The organism is Lentzea sp. NPDC055074 (genome assembly GCF_053608005.1).
Genome location: NZ_JBSGUQ010000028.1, coordinates 1 through 15,155 on the forward strand (window position 1 = coordinate 1; position 15,155 = coordinate 15,155).

25 protein-coding genes are annotated in these 15,155 nt (G+C 65.8%); all 25 read right to left on the reverse strand.

Annotated features, from left to right (window positions below; translation table 11 throughout):
• Nucleotides 1-546 precede the first annotated feature (546 nt).
• Entirely contained in the window at nucleotides 547-990 is a 444-nt protein-coding gene (rplO, locus tag ACWF7A_RS40475; RefSeq protein ID WP_086669037.1) for a 50S ribosomal protein L15, read from the reverse strand.
• Nucleotides 987-1,172 (reverse strand): 50S ribosomal protein L30, encoded by a 186-nt coding sequence (rpmD, locus tag ACWF7A_RS40480; RefSeq protein WP_090094710.1) that lies wholly within the window; start codon nucleotides 1,170-1,172, stop codon nucleotides 987-989. Before rpmD ends, rplO begins: the two co-directional genes overlap by 4 nt.
• A gap of 2 nt (nucleotides 1,173-1,174) precedes the next feature.
• Nucleotides 1,175-1,783 carry a 30S ribosomal protein S5 gene (gene rpsE / locus ACWF7A_RS40485; RefSeq protein WP_030473451.1) on the reverse strand — a complete coding sequence of 203 codons (609 nt, stop codon included), beginning with the start codon at nucleotides 1,781-1,783 and terminating at the stop codon, nucleotides 1,175-1,177.
• Between the two features lie 34 nt (nucleotides 1,784-1,817).
• Nucleotides 1,818-2,219, reverse strand: a complete 402-nt coding sequence (gene rplR, locus ACWF7A_RS40490) for a 50S ribosomal protein L18 (RefSeq protein WP_030478311.1) — start codon at nucleotides 2,217-2,219, stop codon at nucleotides 1,818-1,820.
• A gap of 1 nt (nucleotide 2,220) precedes the next feature.
• Nucleotides 2,221-2,760, reverse strand: a complete 540-nt coding sequence (rplF, locus tag ACWF7A_RS40495; protein ID WP_045309814.1) for a 50S ribosomal protein L6 — start codon at nucleotides 2,758-2,760, stop codon at nucleotides 2,221-2,223.
• 12 nt (nucleotides 2,761-2,772) lie between these two features.
• Nucleotides 2,773-3,171 (reverse strand): 30S ribosomal protein S8, encoded by a 399-nt coding sequence (rpsH, locus tag ACWF7A_RS40500; RefSeq protein WP_030478309.1) that lies wholly within the window; start codon nucleotides 3,169-3,171, stop codon nucleotides 2,773-2,775.
• A 120-nt stretch (nucleotides 3,172-3,291) separates the two neighbouring features.
• Complete coding sequence (locus ACWF7A_RS40505; protein ID WP_030473455.1) at nucleotides 3,292-3,477, reverse strand: type Z 30S ribosomal protein S14; 186 nt, start codon at nucleotides 3,475-3,477, stop codon at nucleotides 3,292-3,294.
• Nucleotides 3,478-3,481: 4 nt separating this feature from the next.
• Nucleotides 3,482-4,045 (reverse strand): 50S ribosomal protein L5, encoded by a 564-nt coding sequence (rplE, locus tag ACWF7A_RS40510; RefSeq protein WP_452255794.1) that lies wholly within the window; start codon nucleotides 4,043-4,045, stop codon nucleotides 3,482-3,484.
• A gap of 2 nt (nucleotides 4,046-4,047) precedes the next feature.
• Nucleotides 4,048-4,362 carry a 50S ribosomal protein L24 gene (gene rplX, locus ACWF7A_RS40515; RefSeq protein ID WP_045309812.1) on the reverse strand — a complete coding sequence of 105 codons (315 nt, stop codon included), beginning with the start codon at nucleotides 4,360-4,362 and terminating at the stop codon, nucleotides 4,048-4,050.
• Nucleotides 4,363-4,364: 2 nt separating this feature from the next.
• Nucleotides 4,365-4,733 (reverse strand): 50S ribosomal protein L14, encoded by a 369-nt coding sequence (rplN, locus tag ACWF7A_RS40520; protein ID WP_030478306.1) that lies wholly within the window; start codon nucleotides 4,731-4,733, stop codon nucleotides 4,365-4,367.
• 72 nt (nucleotides 4,734-4,805) lie between these two features.
• The gene (gene rpsQ, locus ACWF7A_RS40525) at nucleotides 4,806-5,087 is read right to left on the reverse strand and encodes a 30S ribosomal protein S17 (RefSeq protein ID WP_452255795.1); all 282 of its coding nucleotides are present in this window, start codon (nucleotides 5,085-5,087) and stop codon (nucleotides 4,806-4,808) included.
• Nucleotides 5,084-5,326, reverse strand: coding sequence for a 50S ribosomal protein L29 (rpmC, locus tag ACWF7A_RS40530; protein ID WP_030478304.1), 243 nt, complete (start codon nucleotides 5,324-5,326; stop codon nucleotides 5,084-5,086). Before rpmC ends, rpsQ begins: the two co-directional genes overlap by 4 nt.
• Nucleotides 5,326-5,745, reverse strand: coding sequence for a 50S ribosomal protein L16 (gene rplP, locus ACWF7A_RS40535; RefSeq protein WP_030473461.1), 420 nt, complete (start codon nucleotides 5,743-5,745; stop codon nucleotides 5,326-5,328). The genes rpmC and rplP overlap by 1 nt, the downstream gene beginning before the upstream one ends.
• Nucleotides 5,746-5,748: 3 nt before the next feature.
• Entirely contained in the window at nucleotides 5,749-6,582 is an 834-nt protein-coding gene (rpsC, locus tag ACWF7A_RS40540; protein ID WP_089915292.1) for a 30S ribosomal protein S3, read from the reverse strand.
• Entirely contained in the window at nucleotides 6,582-6,980 is a 399-nt protein-coding gene (gene rplV / locus ACWF7A_RS40545; protein WP_360049052.1) for a 50S ribosomal protein L22, read from the reverse strand. Before rplV ends, rpsC begins: the two co-directional genes overlap by 1 nt.
• A gap of 34 nt (nucleotides 6,981-7,014) precedes the next feature.
• Nucleotides 7,015-7,296: a 30S ribosomal protein S19 gene (gene rpsS, locus ACWF7A_RS40550; protein ID WP_030478300.1), complete on the reverse strand. Its 282-nt coding sequence runs from the start codon at nucleotides 7,294-7,296 to the stop codon at nucleotides 7,015-7,017.
• 18 nt (nucleotides 7,297-7,314) lie between these two features.
• Nucleotides 7,315-8,148, reverse strand: coding sequence for a 50S ribosomal protein L2 (rplB, locus tag ACWF7A_RS40555; RefSeq protein WP_089949047.1), 834 nt, complete (start codon nucleotides 8,146-8,148; stop codon nucleotides 7,315-7,317).
• Nucleotides 8,149-8,167: 19 nt separating this feature from the next.
• The gene (gene rplW / locus ACWF7A_RS40560; protein ID WP_065915972.1) at nucleotides 8,168-8,467 is read right to left on the reverse strand and encodes a 50S ribosomal protein L23; all 300 of its coding nucleotides are present in this window, start codon (nucleotides 8,465-8,467) and stop codon (nucleotides 8,168-8,170) included.
• A complete protein-coding gene (gene rplD / locus ACWF7A_RS40565; RefSeq protein ID WP_452255796.1) occupies nucleotides 8,464-9,150 on the reverse strand; it encodes a 50S ribosomal protein L4 in 687 nt (228 codons plus the stop codon). The genes rplW and rplD overlap by 4 nt, the downstream gene beginning before the upstream one ends.
• Nucleotides 9,150-9,800, reverse strand: a complete 651-nt coding sequence (gene rplC, locus ACWF7A_RS40570) for a 50S ribosomal protein L3 (protein ID WP_452255797.1) — start codon at nucleotides 9,798-9,800, stop codon at nucleotides 9,150-9,152. Before rplC ends, rplD begins: the two co-directional genes overlap by 1 nt.
• Nucleotides 9,801-9,827: 27 nt before the next feature.
• Entirely contained in the window at nucleotides 9,828-10,133 is a 306-nt protein-coding gene (gene rpsJ / locus ACWF7A_RS40575) for a 30S ribosomal protein S10 (protein ID WP_003938093.1), read from the reverse strand.
• 587 nt (nucleotides 10,134-10,720) lie between these two features.
• Nucleotides 10,721-11,914, reverse strand: a complete 1,194-nt coding sequence (tuf, locus tag ACWF7A_RS40580; RefSeq protein WP_086669027.1) for an elongation factor Tu — start codon at nucleotides 11,912-11,914, stop codon at nucleotides 10,721-10,723.
• Between the two features lie 148 nt (nucleotides 11,915-12,062).
• Nucleotides 12,063-14,165 carry an elongation factor G gene (gene fusA, locus ACWF7A_RS40585; RefSeq protein ID WP_452255798.1) on the reverse strand — a complete coding sequence of 701 codons (2,103 nt, stop codon included), beginning with the start codon at nucleotides 14,163-14,165 and terminating at the stop codon, nucleotides 12,063-12,065.
• A 77-nt stretch (nucleotides 14,166-14,242) separates the two neighbouring features.
• Nucleotides 14,243-14,713: a 30S ribosomal protein S7 gene (gene rpsG / locus ACWF7A_RS40590; protein ID WP_030478293.1), complete on the reverse strand. Its 471-nt coding sequence runs from the start codon at nucleotides 14,711-14,713 to the stop codon at nucleotides 14,243-14,245.
• On the reverse strand, nucleotides 14,713-15,087 hold the full coding sequence (gene rpsL / locus ACWF7A_RS40595) for a 30S ribosomal protein S12 (RefSeq protein ID WP_030473471.1): 375 nt from the start codon (nucleotides 15,085-15,087) through the stop codon (nucleotides 14,713-14,715). Before rpsL ends, rpsG begins: the two co-directional genes overlap by 1 nt.
• Nucleotides 15,088-15,155: the final 68 nt, after the last annotated feature.

The following is a 15,155-nucleotide window of genomic DNA, read 5'->3' on the forward strand; positions in this document are numbered from 1 at the left end:
TGGGCGGTGGGGTCCCATCACGAGTCGCGCCACAGCTCTTGCTGCATGCAGGTAGGGGTGTCAACTCGACACGCCTTTCGTCGAGTTGACACCCCTACCTGCATGTGGCCCGCTCTTGGTGCGACTCGTGATGGGACCCCACCGCCAACGCAACCAAACAACTCAACAGGCAGCCGCTCAAAGCAACAGGCGTGCCATCAACCCGCGAGCAGCGCTGGCCCCCTGATCAGATTGCCGGGGGTCTGGGGGCAGAGCCCCCAGGGAAAGCACTCAAGGCAAAGGTGGCCGCCCGCAAGGTGACCCACGCACAGGTCGCCCCACGCCAAGGCAGCCCACCGCAAAGGTCAGCCCCACGCAGACGTCAGCCCCACGCAGACGTCAGCCCCACGCAGACGTCAGCCCCACGCAGAGGTCGACCGAAGCAAGCTCAGTCCAAGCAGAGGTCGCCCCACGCCAAGCCACCCACCAAGCCCACCCGCCCAGAAAACGCCAAAGGGCCCCGAGGCAAAGCCTCGAGGCCCTTCAGACAGCTAACGCAGAACCGCGTCAGGAAGCCACGGTGGAAGACCCACCAGCGGCAGCCAACTTCTCCACAGCGGTCTTGGAGAACTTGTCAGCCGTGACGTCCAGCTTGACGGAGACGTCTCCGTCGCCCAGAACCTTGACGAGCGAGCCCTTGCGGACCAGCCCGGCCAGGACCAGTGCGGGAACGTCCACCGAGCCGCCCTCCGGGAAGGAGGCAGCGATGGCGGAGACGTTCACGACCTGGTACTCGGTCCGGAACGGGTTCTTGAAGCCCTTGAGCTTCGGGAGCCGCATGTGCAGCGGCATCTGGCCACCTTCGAAGCGCGGCGAGACGTTCTTGCGAGCGCCCGTGCCCTTCGTACCGCGGCCGGCGGTCTTGCCCTTGGAGCCCTCACCACGACCGACGCGGGTCTTGGCGGTCTTGGCGCCGGGGGCCGGACGCAGGTCGTGAATCTTGATGGTCACGACTGGACCTCCTCAACAACCACCAGGTGGCGCACGGCGTTGATCAGGCCGAGAACCTGGGGGGTGTCCTCACGCACGACCGACTGACGGATCTTGCGCAGCCCGAGGGTGCGCATCGACTCGCGGTGGTTGTGCTTGGTACCGATGGTGCTGCGGACCTGGGTGATCTTCAGCTGAGCCATGATCAGACCCCCTGGCCCGCGCGAGCGCGGATCATGCCGGCGGGGGCGACGTCCTCGAGGGGCAGGCCACGACGGGCCGCGACCTCTTCCGGACGCTGCAGACCCTTGAGGGCCGCCACGGTCGCGTGCACGATGTTGATCGCGTTGTCGGAGCCGAGAGACTTCGACAGCACGTCGTGCACGCCGGCGCACTCGAGGACGGCGCGGACAGCGCCACCCGCGATGACACCGGTACCGGCCGAGGCCGGACGCAGCAGGACCACACCAGCGGCCTTCTCACCCTGGACCGGGTGGGGGATGGTGCCGGCGATGCGGGGAACGCGGAAGAAGTTCTTCTTCGCTTCCTCGACACCCTTGGCGATGGCCGCGGGAACTTCCTTGGCCTTGCCGTAACCGACGCCGACCATGCCGTCGCCGTCACCCACCACGACGAGCGCGGTGAAGCTGAAGCGACGACCACCCTTGACCACCTTGGAGACGCGGTTGATCGCAACCACGCGCTCGAGGTGGGGGGTCTTCTCCTGGGCCGCGCCGCCGCGGCCGCCGTCACGACGGTCGCGGCGCTCTCCGCGCTCGCCCCCGCCGCCTTCGCGACGCGTACGTCCTGGCATCAGGCGTCCCTCTCAATTCCAGTGATGATCATTGTCAGAACTCCAGCCCCGCCTCGCGAGCGGCATCCGCCAGAGCAGCGATCCGGCCGTGGTACGCGTTGCCACCGCGGTCGAACACGACCGCCGTGACGCCGGCGTCCTTGGCGCGGGCCGCGGCCAGCTGGCCGACCTTGGCCGCACGGGCCTTCTTGTCGCCGTCCAGGGCACGAACGTCGGCCTCCATGGAGGAGGCGGCCGCGATCGTGTGGCCCTTCAGGTCGTCGATGATCTGCACGGTGATGTGCTTCGACGAACGGTGCACGGCCAGGCGCGGACGCTCGGCGGTGCCGTTGACCTTCTTGCGGAGGCGGAAGTGGCGACGGGCCTTCGCAACACGACGCCTGGTGGAGATGTCCTTGCCCACCGGCTTGCGCTTCGTAACAGTCGACTCGCTCATGTCACTTACCCGTCTTTCCGACCTTGCGACGGATCTTCTCGCCCGAGTAACGGACGCCCTTACCCTTGTACGGGTCGGGCTTGCGCAGCTTGCGGATGTTGGCGGCAACCTCACCGACCAGCTGCTTGTCGATACCCGAGACGGAGAACCGGGTCGGGGTCTCGACCGCGAAGGTGATGCCCGCGGGGGCCTCCACCTTGACGGGGTGCGAGTAACCGAGCGCGAACTCGAGCTCAGAGCCCTTGAGCGCGACGCGGTAACCGACGCCGTGGATTTCCATCTTCTTTTCGTAGCCCTGGGTCACGCCGACGACCATGTTGTGCACGAGCGTGCGCGACAGGCCGTGGAGCGCGCGGTTCCGGCGCTCGTCGTTCGGGCGCTTGACCTCGAGAGTGCCGTCTTCGGCCTTCTCGACGATGATCGGCTCAGCGAGCGTCAGCGTCAGGAGGCCCTTGGGGCCCTTGATGCTGACGTCCTGGCCGGCGATGTTCACGTCGACCCCGGAGGGGACAATGATCGGCTGCTTACCGATGCGCGACATGTCTACTCCCCCTTACCAAACGTAGGCGAGGACTTCTCCGCCCACGCCTGCCTTGTTGGCCTGACGGTCGGTCATGAGACCGCCAGAGGTCGAAATGATCGCCACGCCGAGGCCACCGAGAACTCGGGGCAGGCCAGTGGACTTCGCGTACACGCGCAGACCGGGCTTGGACACGCGGCGGAGGCCGGCGATGCTGCGCTCACGGTTCGGGCCGTACTTCAGCTCGACGACCAAGTTCTTGGCCACCTCGCCGTCCTCGTCGCGGTACGAGGCGATGTAGCCCTCGCGCTTGAGGATCTCGGCGATGTTCGCCTTGATCTTGGAGTGCGGCATCACGACCTTGTCGTGGTAAGCCGAGTTCGCGTTCCGCAGACGAGTGAGCATGTCTGCGATGGGATCGGTCATCGTCATGGTGACCTGGTCAACCTTTCTCGCTGCGGTTCACCGGCTCAGGGTCCAGACCCGCCCTCCCCGTGAAGGGAGGGCAGGACGGTCGTGTGCGGGCCTACAGCGAAGTAATGAAGCTTGGAATTACCAGCTGGACTTGCTCACGCCAGGCAGCTCACCGCGGTGAGCCATCTCGCGCAGGCAGATCCGGCAGAGGCCGAACTTGCGGAACACCGCGTGGGGGCGGCCGCAACGCTGGCACCGGGTGTAACCCCGGACCTTGAACTTCGGCTTCTTCGCGGCCTTGTTGATCAACGCCTTCTTGGCCATCGAGTCAGTTCTCCTTGAACGGGAAGCCCAGGTGCTTCAGCAGCGCCCGGCCCTCCTCGTCGTTCGTGGCGGTGGTGACGACGGTGATGTCCATGCCGCGAGGCCGGTCGATAGCGTCCGGGTCGATCTCGTGGAACATCGACTGCTCGTTCAGACCGAACGTGTAGTTGCCGTTGCCGTCGAACTGCTTGCCCGAGAGGCCGCGGAAGTCGCGGATTCGGGGCAGCGCGATCGTCAGCAGACGGTCGAGGAACTCCCACATGCGGTCGCCGCGCAGCGTGACGCGCGCGCCGATCGGCATGCCCTCGCGCAGCTTGAACTGAGCGATGGACTTGCGGGCCCGGCGGACCTCGGGGCGCTGGCCGGTGATGATCGAGAGGTCCTTGACGGCACCCTCGATCAGCTTGCCGTCACGGGCGGCGTCGCCGACACCCATGTTGACGACGACCTTCACGACGCCCGGGATCTGCATGACGTTGTCGAAGGAGAACTGCTTCTGCAGCTCGCCCTTGACCTCGTCGCGGTAGCGCGTCTTGAGCCGCGGGATGATCTTCTCTGCGGTAGTCATGATCAGATGTCCTTCCCGTTACGACGGGAAATGCGGACCCGCTTGCCCTCGTCGTTCGTCCGGTAACCAACACGGGTCGGCTTGCCGTCCGAGTCGACCACCATCACGTTGGAGACGTTGATCGGGGCTTCCTGGGTCACGATGCCACCAGACTGCGCGCCCCGCTGGGTCTGCGTGATCTTGGTGTGCTTCTTGATCCGGTTGACGCCCTCGACCAGGACCTTGCCGGTCTCCGGGTAGGCCTGGATGACCTTGCCCTTCGCGCCCTTGTCCTTGCCGGCGATAACGACGACCGTGTCGCCCTTCTTCACCTTCATGGTCAGAGCACCTCCGGAGCCAGCGAGATGATCTTCATGAACTTCTTGTCGCGCAGCTCACGGCCGACCGGGCCGAAGATGCGGGTACCGCGGGGCTCGTTGTCGTTCTTGATGAGCACGGCGGCGTTCTCGTCGAAGCGGATGTACGAGCCATCCGGACGACGACGCTCCTTGACGGTGCGGACGATGACGGCCTTGACGACGTCACCCTTCTTCACACCGGCACCGGGGATCGCGTCCTTGACGGTCGCGACGATGATGTCGCCGATGCCCGCGTAGCGGCGGCCGGAGCCACCGAGAACACGGATGCAAAGGATTTCCTTCGCACCAGTGTTGTCGGCGACACGAAGCCGCGACTCCTGCTGAATCACTTAACTTGCTCCTTGACCATTCCTGGCCCGCCGGATTTCCGACCCGACGGGCTCGGTCTGTCTAGAAAGGACTTACTTGGCCTTCTCGAGGATGGCGACGAGACGCCAGCGCTTGGTCGCCGACAGGGGCCGGGTCTCCATGAGCTGGACGCGGTCGCCGATGCCCGCCGCGTTCTCCTCGTCGTGCACCTTCACCTTGGTGGTGGAGCGCATGATCTTGGAGTAACGCGGGTGCTTCTTGCGGTCCTCGAGCGCCACGACGATCGTCTTGTCCATCTTGTCGGACACGACGAGGCCCTCGCGGACCTTGCGGTCGTTGCGCTTCTCGGTCTGGACTTCGTTGCTGTCGGTCATGCCGCACCCTCACCAGTGGAATCCGGCGTGACGGAGAGCCCGAGCTCCCGCTCCCGCATCACGGTGTAGATCCGGGCAATGTCGTGCCGGACCGTGCGCAGACGCCGGTTGTTGTCGAGCTGGCCCGTGGCCATCTGGAAACGAAGGTTGAAGAGCTCTTCCTTCGATTCCTTCAGACGCAGCACGAGCTCTTCCTCGGTGAGCTCACGCAGCTCGGAAGCGGTGGTACCCGCTGCCATCAGAACTCACCACCCTCACGCGTAACGATGCGGCACTTCATCGGGAGCTTGTGGATCGCGCGGCGGAGAGCCTCGCGAGCGACCTGCTCGTTCGGGAACGCCATCTCGAAGAGGACGCGACCCGGCTTGACGTTGGCCACCCACCACTCCGGCGAACCCTTACCGGAACCCATGCGGGTCTCGGCCGGCTTCTTCGTCAGCGGACGGTCCGGGAAGATGTTGATCCAGACCTTGCCGCCACGACGGATGTGGCGCGTGATGGCGATACGAGCGGACTCGATCTGCCTGTTGGTGACGTAGGCGGGCTCGAGAGCCTGGATGCCGTACTCACCGAAGGTGACCTTCGTGCCGCCCTTGGCAGCGCCCGACCGCTTGGGGTGGTGCTGCTTGCGGTGCTTGACCCTACGAGGGATGAGCATTACTCAGCTCTCCGTCTTCTCTGCAGAAGCCGGGGCCTCGGCCGACGCCGAAGCGTCGGCGGCAGCACGGCCGGCCTCGGTGCTCGTCGCCGTGGTGCCGCTGGCACCGGAACGACGGGCACGGTTCGGACGCTCGCCACGGTCGCGGCGCGGGGCGCGGTCAGCCTGCGAAGGCGCAGCCGCGTCGAGCGCGCGCTTGGCGGAGATGCCACCGACGATGTCGCCCTTGTAGATCCACACCTTCACGCCGATACGGCCGAACGTGGTGCGGGCCTCGAAGAAGCCGTAGTCGATGTTCGCGCGGAGCGTGTGCAGCGGCACGCGGCCGTCGCGGTAGTGCTCCGAGCGGGACATCTCGGCGCCGCCGAGACGACCACCGCACTGCACGCGGATGCCCTTGACCTGCGGCGAACGCATGGCCGACTGGATGGCCTTGCGCATCGCGCGCCGGAAGGCGACGCGGTTGGACAGCTGCTCGGCGACACCCTGTGCCACGAGCTGCGCGTCCGACTCGGGGCTCTTGACCTCGAGGATGTTCAGCTGGACCTGCTTCTTGGTGAGCTTCTCCAGCTCACCGCGGATGCGGTCCGCCTCGGCACCACGACGGCCGATGACGATGCCCGGCCGGGCGGTGTGGATGTCGACGCGCACCCGGTCACGGGTCCGCTCGATCTCCACCTTGGAGATGCCGGCACGCTCCATGCCCTTGCTGAGCAGGCGGCGGATCTTGACGTCCTCCGCCACGTACTCGGCGTACTGCTTGTCTGCGTACCAGCGGGACTTCCAGTCGGTGGTGATCCCCAGCCGGAAGCCGTGCGGGTTGATCTTCTGGCCCACTACCGCGTTCCCTTCACGCTGGTCTTCTTGGGACGAGACTCCACCTCGATGGTGATGTGGCTCGTCCGCTTGCGGATCCGGTACGCGCGGCCCTGGGCACGCGGGCGGAAACGCTTGAGGGTCGGACCCTCGTCCACGTAGGCCACCGACACCCAGAGGGTGGAGGGGTCCAGGGACAGGTTGTTCTCGGCGTTGGCCATGGCGCTGGCGAGCACCTTCGCGACCGGCTCAGAGGCGGCCTGGGGCGCGAACTGGAGCACGGCCAGGGCCTCGCTTGCGTTACGACCCTTGATGAGCTCGATGACGCGACGCACCTTCATGGGGGTGTCGCGAACGTAACGAGCCCGAGCCACGGCGCGCGGAAACTCCGCTGCCTCAGCGTCCTTACGGGCGTTCATCGCTGCTGTTCCCTTGCTCTTCTCAGTTCGACGCCTAGCGGCGACGAGACTTCCGGTCGTCCTTGATGTGGCCCTTGAAGGTGCGGGTCGGGGCGAACTCGCCCAACTTGTGCCCGACCATCGCCTCGGTCACGAACACCGGGACGTGCTTGCGACCGTCGTGCACCGCGATGGTGTGGCCGAGCATGTCCGGGATGATCGTGGACCGGCGGGACCACGTCTTGATGACGGTCTTCTTGCCCGCTTCGTTCTGAACGTCCACCTTCTTGAGCAGGTGGTCGTCGACGAAGGGACCCTTCTTAAGGCTGCGAGGCATCCTTCACTCCCTCCCTGCTCAGCGCTTCTTACCGGTGCGACGACGCCGGACGATGAGCTTGTCGCTTGGCTTACGGCGGCGGGTGCGACCCTCGGGCTTACCAGCCGGGTTGACCGGGTGGCGACCACCGGAGGTCTTACCCTCACCACCACCATGCGGGTGGTCAACGGGGTTCATGGCGACACCGCGGACGGTGGGCTTCTTGCCCTTCCACCGCATGCGGCCGGCCTTGCCCCAGTTGATGTTCTGGTGCTCCTTGTTGCCGACCTCGCCGAGCGTGGCGCGGCAGCGCACGTCCACGTTGCGGATCTCGCCCGAAGGCATCCGCAGCTGGGCGTACGGGCCGTCCTTCGCCACGAGCTGCACCGAGGCACCGGCGGAGCGGGCGATCTTCGCGCCGCCGCCGGGGCGGAGCTCGATCGCGTGGATCACGGAACCGACCGGGATGTTGCGCAGCGGCAGGTTGTTACCCGGCTTGATGTCGGCCTTGGGGCCGTTCTCAACCGTGTCACCCTGCTTGAGCTTCTCCGGGGCGATGATGTAGCGCTTCTCGCCGTCCGCGTAGTGCAGCAGCGCGATGCGAGCGGTGCGGTTGGGGTCGTACTCGATGTGAGCGACCTTGGCCGGCACGCCGTCCTTGTCGTTGCGACGGAAGTCGATCAGGCGGTAAGCCCGCTTGTGACCGCCACCCTTGTGCCGCGTGGTGATCTTGCCCGAGGCGTTGCGGCCACCCAGCTTGTGCAGCGGGCGGATCAGCGACTTCTCCGGAGTCGACCGAGTGATCTCGGCGAAGTCGGAGACGCTCGCACCGCGACGACCGGGAGTCGTCGGCTTGTACTTGCGAATGCCCATCTCTACGCAGTCCTCGTCATCAGGCGGCAGGGCCGCCGAAGATCTCGATCGCCTTGCTGTCAGCCGACAGCGTCACGATCGCGCGCTTCGTGTCCTTGCGCTTGCCGAACCCGGTGCGGGTGCGCTTGCGCTTGCCCTGCCGGTTGATGGTGTTGACGCTGACGACCTTCACGCCGAAGACCTTCTCCACGGCGATCTTGATCTGGGTCTTGTTCGAACCCGGCGCCACCAAGAAGGTGTACTTGTTCTCCTCGAGAAGCCCGTAGGACTTCTCGGAGATCACCGGCGCGAGCAAGATGTCCCTGTGGTCGGGGATCACTTCGAGGCCTCCTCGTCCACCACGACCGCCGTGGCCTCAGCCGAGCCAGAACCCTGCTGGGCCTTGCTGGCGAGGAACACGTCGAGCGAGTCCTTGGTGAACACCACGTCGTCGTTGACGAGCACGTCGTAGGTGTTGAGCTGGTCCGGCGCGATCACGTGCACGTGCTGCAGGTTGCGCACGCTGACCCACGCGACCTCGTCGGTGCGGTTGAGCACCACGAGAACGCGACGAGCCTGGGTGACCGACTCCAGGACCTTGCGCGCGGTCTTGGTCGACGGGGTGTCCCCGTCCACCAGGCCGGACACGACGTGCACCTGGTTGGCGCGGGCCCGGTCGGAGAGGGCACCGCGCAGAGCGGCGGCCTTCATCTTCTTGGGCGTCCGCTGCGAGTAGTCGCGCGGCTGCGGGCCGTGGACGACGCCACCGCCGGCGAACTGCGGCGCACGCGTCGAACCCTGGCGGGCACGGCCGGTGCCCTTCTGGCGGTAAGGCTTCTTGCCACCGCCGGACACCTCGCCGCGGGTCTTCGTGGAGTGCGTGCCCTGGCGCGCGGCGGCCTGCTGGGCCACGACGACCTGGTGCAGCAGCGCCACGTTGGCCTGCGCGTCGAAGACGGAAGCCGGCAGCTCGACCGAGCCGGCGGACTTGCCGTCCGGGGTGCGGATCTCAACAGTCGACATCAGGCACCACCCTTCGCTGCAGTCCGGACGAACACCAGACCACCCTTGGGGCCGGGAACCGCGCCCTTGATGAGCAGCAGGCCGTTCTCGGCGTCGATCTTGTGCACCTTCAGGTTCTGGGTCGTGACGCGCTCGTGGCCCATGCGGCCAGCCATGCGCAGACCCTTGAAGACGCGACCCGGAGTGGCACAGCCACCGATGGAACCCGGCGAGCGGTGCTTGCGCTGGGTGCCGTGGCTGGAGCCGAGGCCCCGGAAGTTGTGGCGCTTCATGACACCCGCGGTGCCCTTGCCCTTGCTGGTGCCGGTGATGTCGACAACAGCGCCGGCCTCGAACACCTCAGCGGTGATCTCCTGGCCGACCGTGTACTCGCCGGCGTCCGCCGTGCGCAGCTCCGCCAGGTGGCGACGGGGCGTGACCCCGGCCTTGGCGAAGTGACCCGCGACGGGCTTGTTGACCTTGCGCGGGTCAATCGCGCCGGCCGCCAGCTGGACGGCGGTGTAGCCGTCCTTCTCTTCGGTGCGAACCTGGGTCACGACATTGGGCTCAGCCTTGACGACGGTCACCGGGACGACCCGGTTGTTCTCGTCGAAGACCTGAGTCATGCCGAGCTTGGTGCCCAGGATGCCCTTCATCTGCCTGTCAGACATTGGTCCGTTACTCTCCGCGCCCAACGCTTACTGGATGTTGACGTCGACGCTGGCCGGCAGGTCGATGCGCATGAGCGCGTCAACCGTCTTCGGCGTCGGGTCGAGGATGTCGATCAGCCGCTTGTGCGTGCGCATCTCGAAGTGCTCGCGCGAGTCCTTGTACTTGTGCGGCGAGCGGATGACGCAGTACACGTTCTTCTCAGTGGGCAGCGGCACAGGCCCGACAACCCGAGCGCCGGTGCGCGTCACGGTCTCCACGATCTTGCGCGCAGACGCGTCGATCGCTTCGTGGTCGTAGGCCTTGAGCCGGATGCGGATCTTTTGTCCCGCCATAATGGCTTGCCGTTCCTCTGCTTCTCGTAACCGCTGCGGTGCGGTGCCTCGGATGAGGCCTTTTACAGCCTCTTGGCGCGCTCCGCCCCTGTTGAAGTGTCATGGTGCCCGGTCCACGCGGTCGGGCGTGTCGCGCCCGCTACGCATACCGGTCCCACTCAAGGTCTCCCCGGTGGGATTGGGCCTACCACACAGCCCATGCACCCTGATGCCCATCTCCGCAAGGAGGCGTTCACTAACAGGGCGCGGACGCTCGATCGAAGGACTCAGGCACGCACGAGTGCGACCCGTGCCTTCATCGAGCAACCCGTAAAGGATGCCACACGGGCGTGGGGCACTCCAAATCGGGGTGGGCGACTTGGACCCAGATCACGTGCGGATCTTGGCCGGTGAGCCGCCATGTCCGTCGCATGTGGAGCGACAGCCGTGCCGGTTTCATTGCCCGGCAACGGAATCGCGGCGGCACTCTGTCGCCCGCGCGCCTGCGGCAGCTCGACGTGAGCTGACGCACAGTTCGCTGCTGAACGACGAAAGCCGGGCCAACGAAAGTCGTTGGCCCGGCTTCACGCCGAACTGGTGCAGCTAGATCACTTGATGATCTTGGTGACCGAGCCGGCGCCGACGGTGCGGCCACCCTCGCGGATCGCGAAGCGGAGGCCCTCGTCCATGGCGATCGGCTGGATCAGCTTGACGTCCATACCGGTGGTGTCACCCGGCATGACCATCTCGGTGCCCTCGGGGAGCGTCACAACGCCGGTCACGTCCGTCGTCCGGAAGTAGAACTGGGGACGGTAGTTGTTGAAGAACGGCGTGTGGCGGCCACCCTCGTCCTTGGACAGGATGTAGACCTGCGCCGTGAACTCGGTGTGCGGGGTCGTGGTGCCCGGCTTGACGATGACCATGCCGCGCTCCACCTCCTCGCGCTTGATGCCACGGAGCAGCAGCGCGGCGTTGTCGCCGGCGCGGCCCTCGTCCAGGAACTTCTTGAACATCTCGATCGAGGTGACCGTCGTCTTCTTCGACGTCTCCTTGATACCAACGATCTCGATTTCCGAGTTCACGTTGATGATGCCGCGCTCGATACGACCGGTCACCACGGTGCCGCGGCCGGTGATCGTGAAGACGTCCTCGACGGGCATGAGGAACGGCTTCTCGGTGTCGCGCTCCGGCTCCGGGATCGCCGTGTCAACGGCGGCCATGAGCTCGAGGACGGACTTGCCCCACTGCTCGTCGCCCTCGAGCGCCTTCAGCGCCGAGACGCGCACGACCGGCAGGTCGTCGCCCGGGAACTCGTACTCGGAGAGCAGCTCGCGGACCTCGAGCTCGACGAGCTCCAGGATCTCCTCGTCGTCCACCATGTCGGCCTTGTTCAGGGCGACAACGATGTAGGGGACGCCGACCTGGCGGGCCAGGAGGACGTGCTCCTTCGTCTGCGGCATGGGACCGTCGGTCGCCGCCACAACGAGGATGGCGCCGTCCATCTGCGCCGCACCCGTGATCATGTTCTTGATGTAGTCGGCGTGCCCGGGGCAGTCGACGTGCGCGTAGTGACGGTTCTCCGTCTGGTACTCGATGTGCGCGATCGAGATCGTGATGCCGCGCTGCTTCTCTTCCGGCGCCTTGTCGATCTGGTCGAACGCGAACGAGGCGTTCACATCGGGGTACGCGTCGTGCAGAACCTTGGAGATCGCCGCGGTCAGCGTGGTCTTGCCATGGTCGATGTGACCGATGGTGCCGATGTTGACGTGCGGCTTCGTCCGCTCGAACTTCGCCTTGGCCACTGGATTGTCCTCCTGGACTTCTTTTTGCTGGTCCGGCGGGCATCTGTGGCCACCCGCCGGACTTACACGTCAGGGTCTGAAAGTAGCGGACCCCAGGGATTCACCCCCGGAGAGCCCGCGGTGGAACTGCGGTGCTCCGGTTGGGGAATTACTCCCCGGTCGCCTTCGCGATGATCTCCTTCGAGACGTTCGCGGGAACCTCTGCGTAGGAGTCGAACACCATCGAGTAGTTGGCACGACCCTGGGTCTTGGACCGCAGGTCACCCACGTACCCGAACATTTCCGACAGCGGAACCAGTGCCTTGACGACACGGACGCCGCTGCGCTCCTCCATGGCCTGGATCTGGCCACGGCGGGAGTTCAGGTCGCCGATCACGTCACCCATGTACTCCTCGGGCGTCGTGACCTCGACGGCCATCAGAGGCTCGAGGATCGCGGGAGACGCCTGACGGGCGGCTTCCTTGAGGGCCATCGAACCAGCGATCTTGAACGCCATTTCCGAGGAGTCGACCTCGTGGTAGGCGCCGTCGAGCAGAGTCACCTTCACGCCGACCAGCGGGTAACCCGCCAGCACGCCGTACTGCAGCGCGTCCTGCGCACCCGCGTCGACCGACGGGATGTACTCGCGGGGGATGCGACCACCGGTGACGGCGTTGACGAACTCGTAGAGCGCGCCGTCTTCCTTCTTCTCCAGCGGCTCGACGGTGACGAGCACCTTCGCGAACTGGCCGGAGCCACCGGTCTGCTTCTTGTGGGTGTAGGAGTACTTCTCCACCGCACGGCGGATGGTCTCCCGGTACGCCACCTGAGGCTTGCCGATGTTGGCCTCGACCTTGAACTCGCGGCGCATGCGGTCCACCAGGATGTCCAGGTGGAGCTCGCCCATGCCGGCGATGATGGTCTGGCCCGTCTCCTGGTCGAGGTTGACCCGGAACGTCGGGTCCTCCTCGGCCAGCTTCTGGATCGCGGTGCCGAGCTTCTCCTGGTCCGCCTTCGTCTTGGGCTCGATGGCCACCTGGATGACGGGCTCGGGGAAGGTCATCGACTCGAGCACGATGGGGTGCTGCGGGTCGCACAGGGTCTCACCGGTCGTGGTGTCCTTCAGACCGATCACGGCGTAGATGTGGCCCGCGATGGCCTCGGTGACCGGGTTCTCCTTGTTGGCGTGCATCTGGAAGATCTTCCCGATGCGCTCCTTGCGGTCCTTGGTCGCGTTGACGACCTGGGTGCCCGCGGCGACCTTGCCCGAGTAGACCCGGATGTAGGTCAGCTTGCCGAAGAACGGGTGCACGGCGATCTTGAACGCCAGCGCGGAGAACGGCTCGTCCGTGGACGGGCTGCGCTTCACGATGGTCTCGCCGTCCTGCAGCGTGCCCTCGACCGGCGGGAGGTCGAGCGGCGACGGCAGGTAGTCGATCACCGCGTCGAGCATGGGCTGAACGCCCTTGTTCTTGAACGCGGAGCCGCACAGGATCGGGTACGCGGTACCCGCGGCGACGATCTTGCGGAGGCCGGCCTTGATCTCCTCGACGGACAGGTCGCCCTGCTCGAAGAACTTCTCGGTCAGGTCGTCGTCGGTCTCGGCGACGGCCTCGAGCAGCTGCTCGCGGTACTCCTGCGCCTTCTCGAGCAGATCCGCGGGGATCTCCTCGATCGCGTAGTCCTCGCCCTTCTGGACTTCGCCACGCCACGTGAGAGCACGCATCTCGATCAGGTCGACGACGCCGATGAAGTCGCTCTCGGCACCGATCGGGATCTGGAGCGGCAGCGGCTTGGCGGCCAGCCGGTCCTGGATCGTCTTGATCGTGAAGTAGAAGTCCGCGCCGAGCTTGTCCATCTTGTTGACGAAGCAGATGCGCGGGACGTCGTACTTGGTCGCCTGCCGCCAGACCTGCTCGGACTGCGGCTCGACGCCCTCCTTGCCGTCGAAGACGGCGACGGCGCCGTCGAGGACGCGCAGGTTGCGCTCGACCTCGACGGTGAAGTCGACGTGGCCCGGCGTGTCGATCAGGTTGATCTGGTGGTTCTTCCAGTAGCAGGTCGTCGCGGCCGACGTGATCGTGATGCCGCGCTCCTGCTCCTGCTCCATCCAGTCCATCACGGCCGCGCCGTCGTGAACCTCGCCGATCTTGTAGCTGATCCCCGTGTAGAAGAGGATCCGCTCAGTCGTCGTGGTCTTGCCCGCGTCGATGTGCGCCATGATCCCGATGTTGCGGACCATGGAGAGATCAGTGAGCACGTCCTGTGCCACGGGTCTTTCCCCTGTCTTGAGCTTGTGAGCTCACTAGGGCTGGGAGCGCCCGGCTCCTGGTGAAGCCGGGCGGCACATCACCAGCGGTAGTGGGCGAAGGCCTTGTTGGACTCGGCCATCTTGTGCGTGTCCTCACGGCGCTTGACGCTCGCACCGAGACCGTTGCTCGCATCGAGCAGCTCGTTCATCAGACGCTCGACCATGGTCTTCTCACGGCGCTGCCGGGAGAAGGTGATCAGCCAACGGAGCGCCAGCGTGGTGGAACGACCGGGCTTGACCTCGATCGGCACCTGGTAGGTCGCACCACCGACGCGGCGGCTCTTGACCTCCAGCGACGGCTTCACGTTGTCGAGCGCGCGCTTCAGCGTGACGACCGGGTCGGTGCCGGTCTTCTCGCGAGCACCCTCGAGCGCTTCGTAAACGATCTTCTCGGCCACCGAGCGCTTGCCGTCGACCAGCACCTTGTTGATGAGCTGCGTGACGAGGGGCGAGCTGTAGACCGGGTCAGAGATAAGCGGCCGCTTCGGGGCCGGTCCCTTGCGGGGCATTAGCTCTTCTCCTTCTTCGCGCCGTAGCGGCTGCGAGCCTGCTTGCGGTTCTTGACACCCTGCGTGTCGAGAGAGCCACGGATGATCTTGTAGCGAACACCCGGCAGGTCCTTCACACGACCGCCGCGCACGAGCACCATCGAGTGCTCCTGGAGGTTGTGACCCTCACCGGGGATGTAGGCCGTGACCTCGATACCGCTGGTCAGCTTCACGCGAGCGACCTTGCGCAGTGCGGAGTTCGGCTTCTTGGGGGTGGTGGTGTAAACGCGGGTGCACACACCGCGCCGCTGCGGCGAGCCCTTGAGGGCCGCCGTCTTCTGCTTGGCCACCTTGTCCTGGCGGCCCTTGCGGACCAGCTGCTGGATCGTTGGCATTCGCCGGCTGCTTCTTCCGTCTTTGAGGGTTCGCCTTCCGGTTCACCCTCGTGTTTCTTGATCCCTCT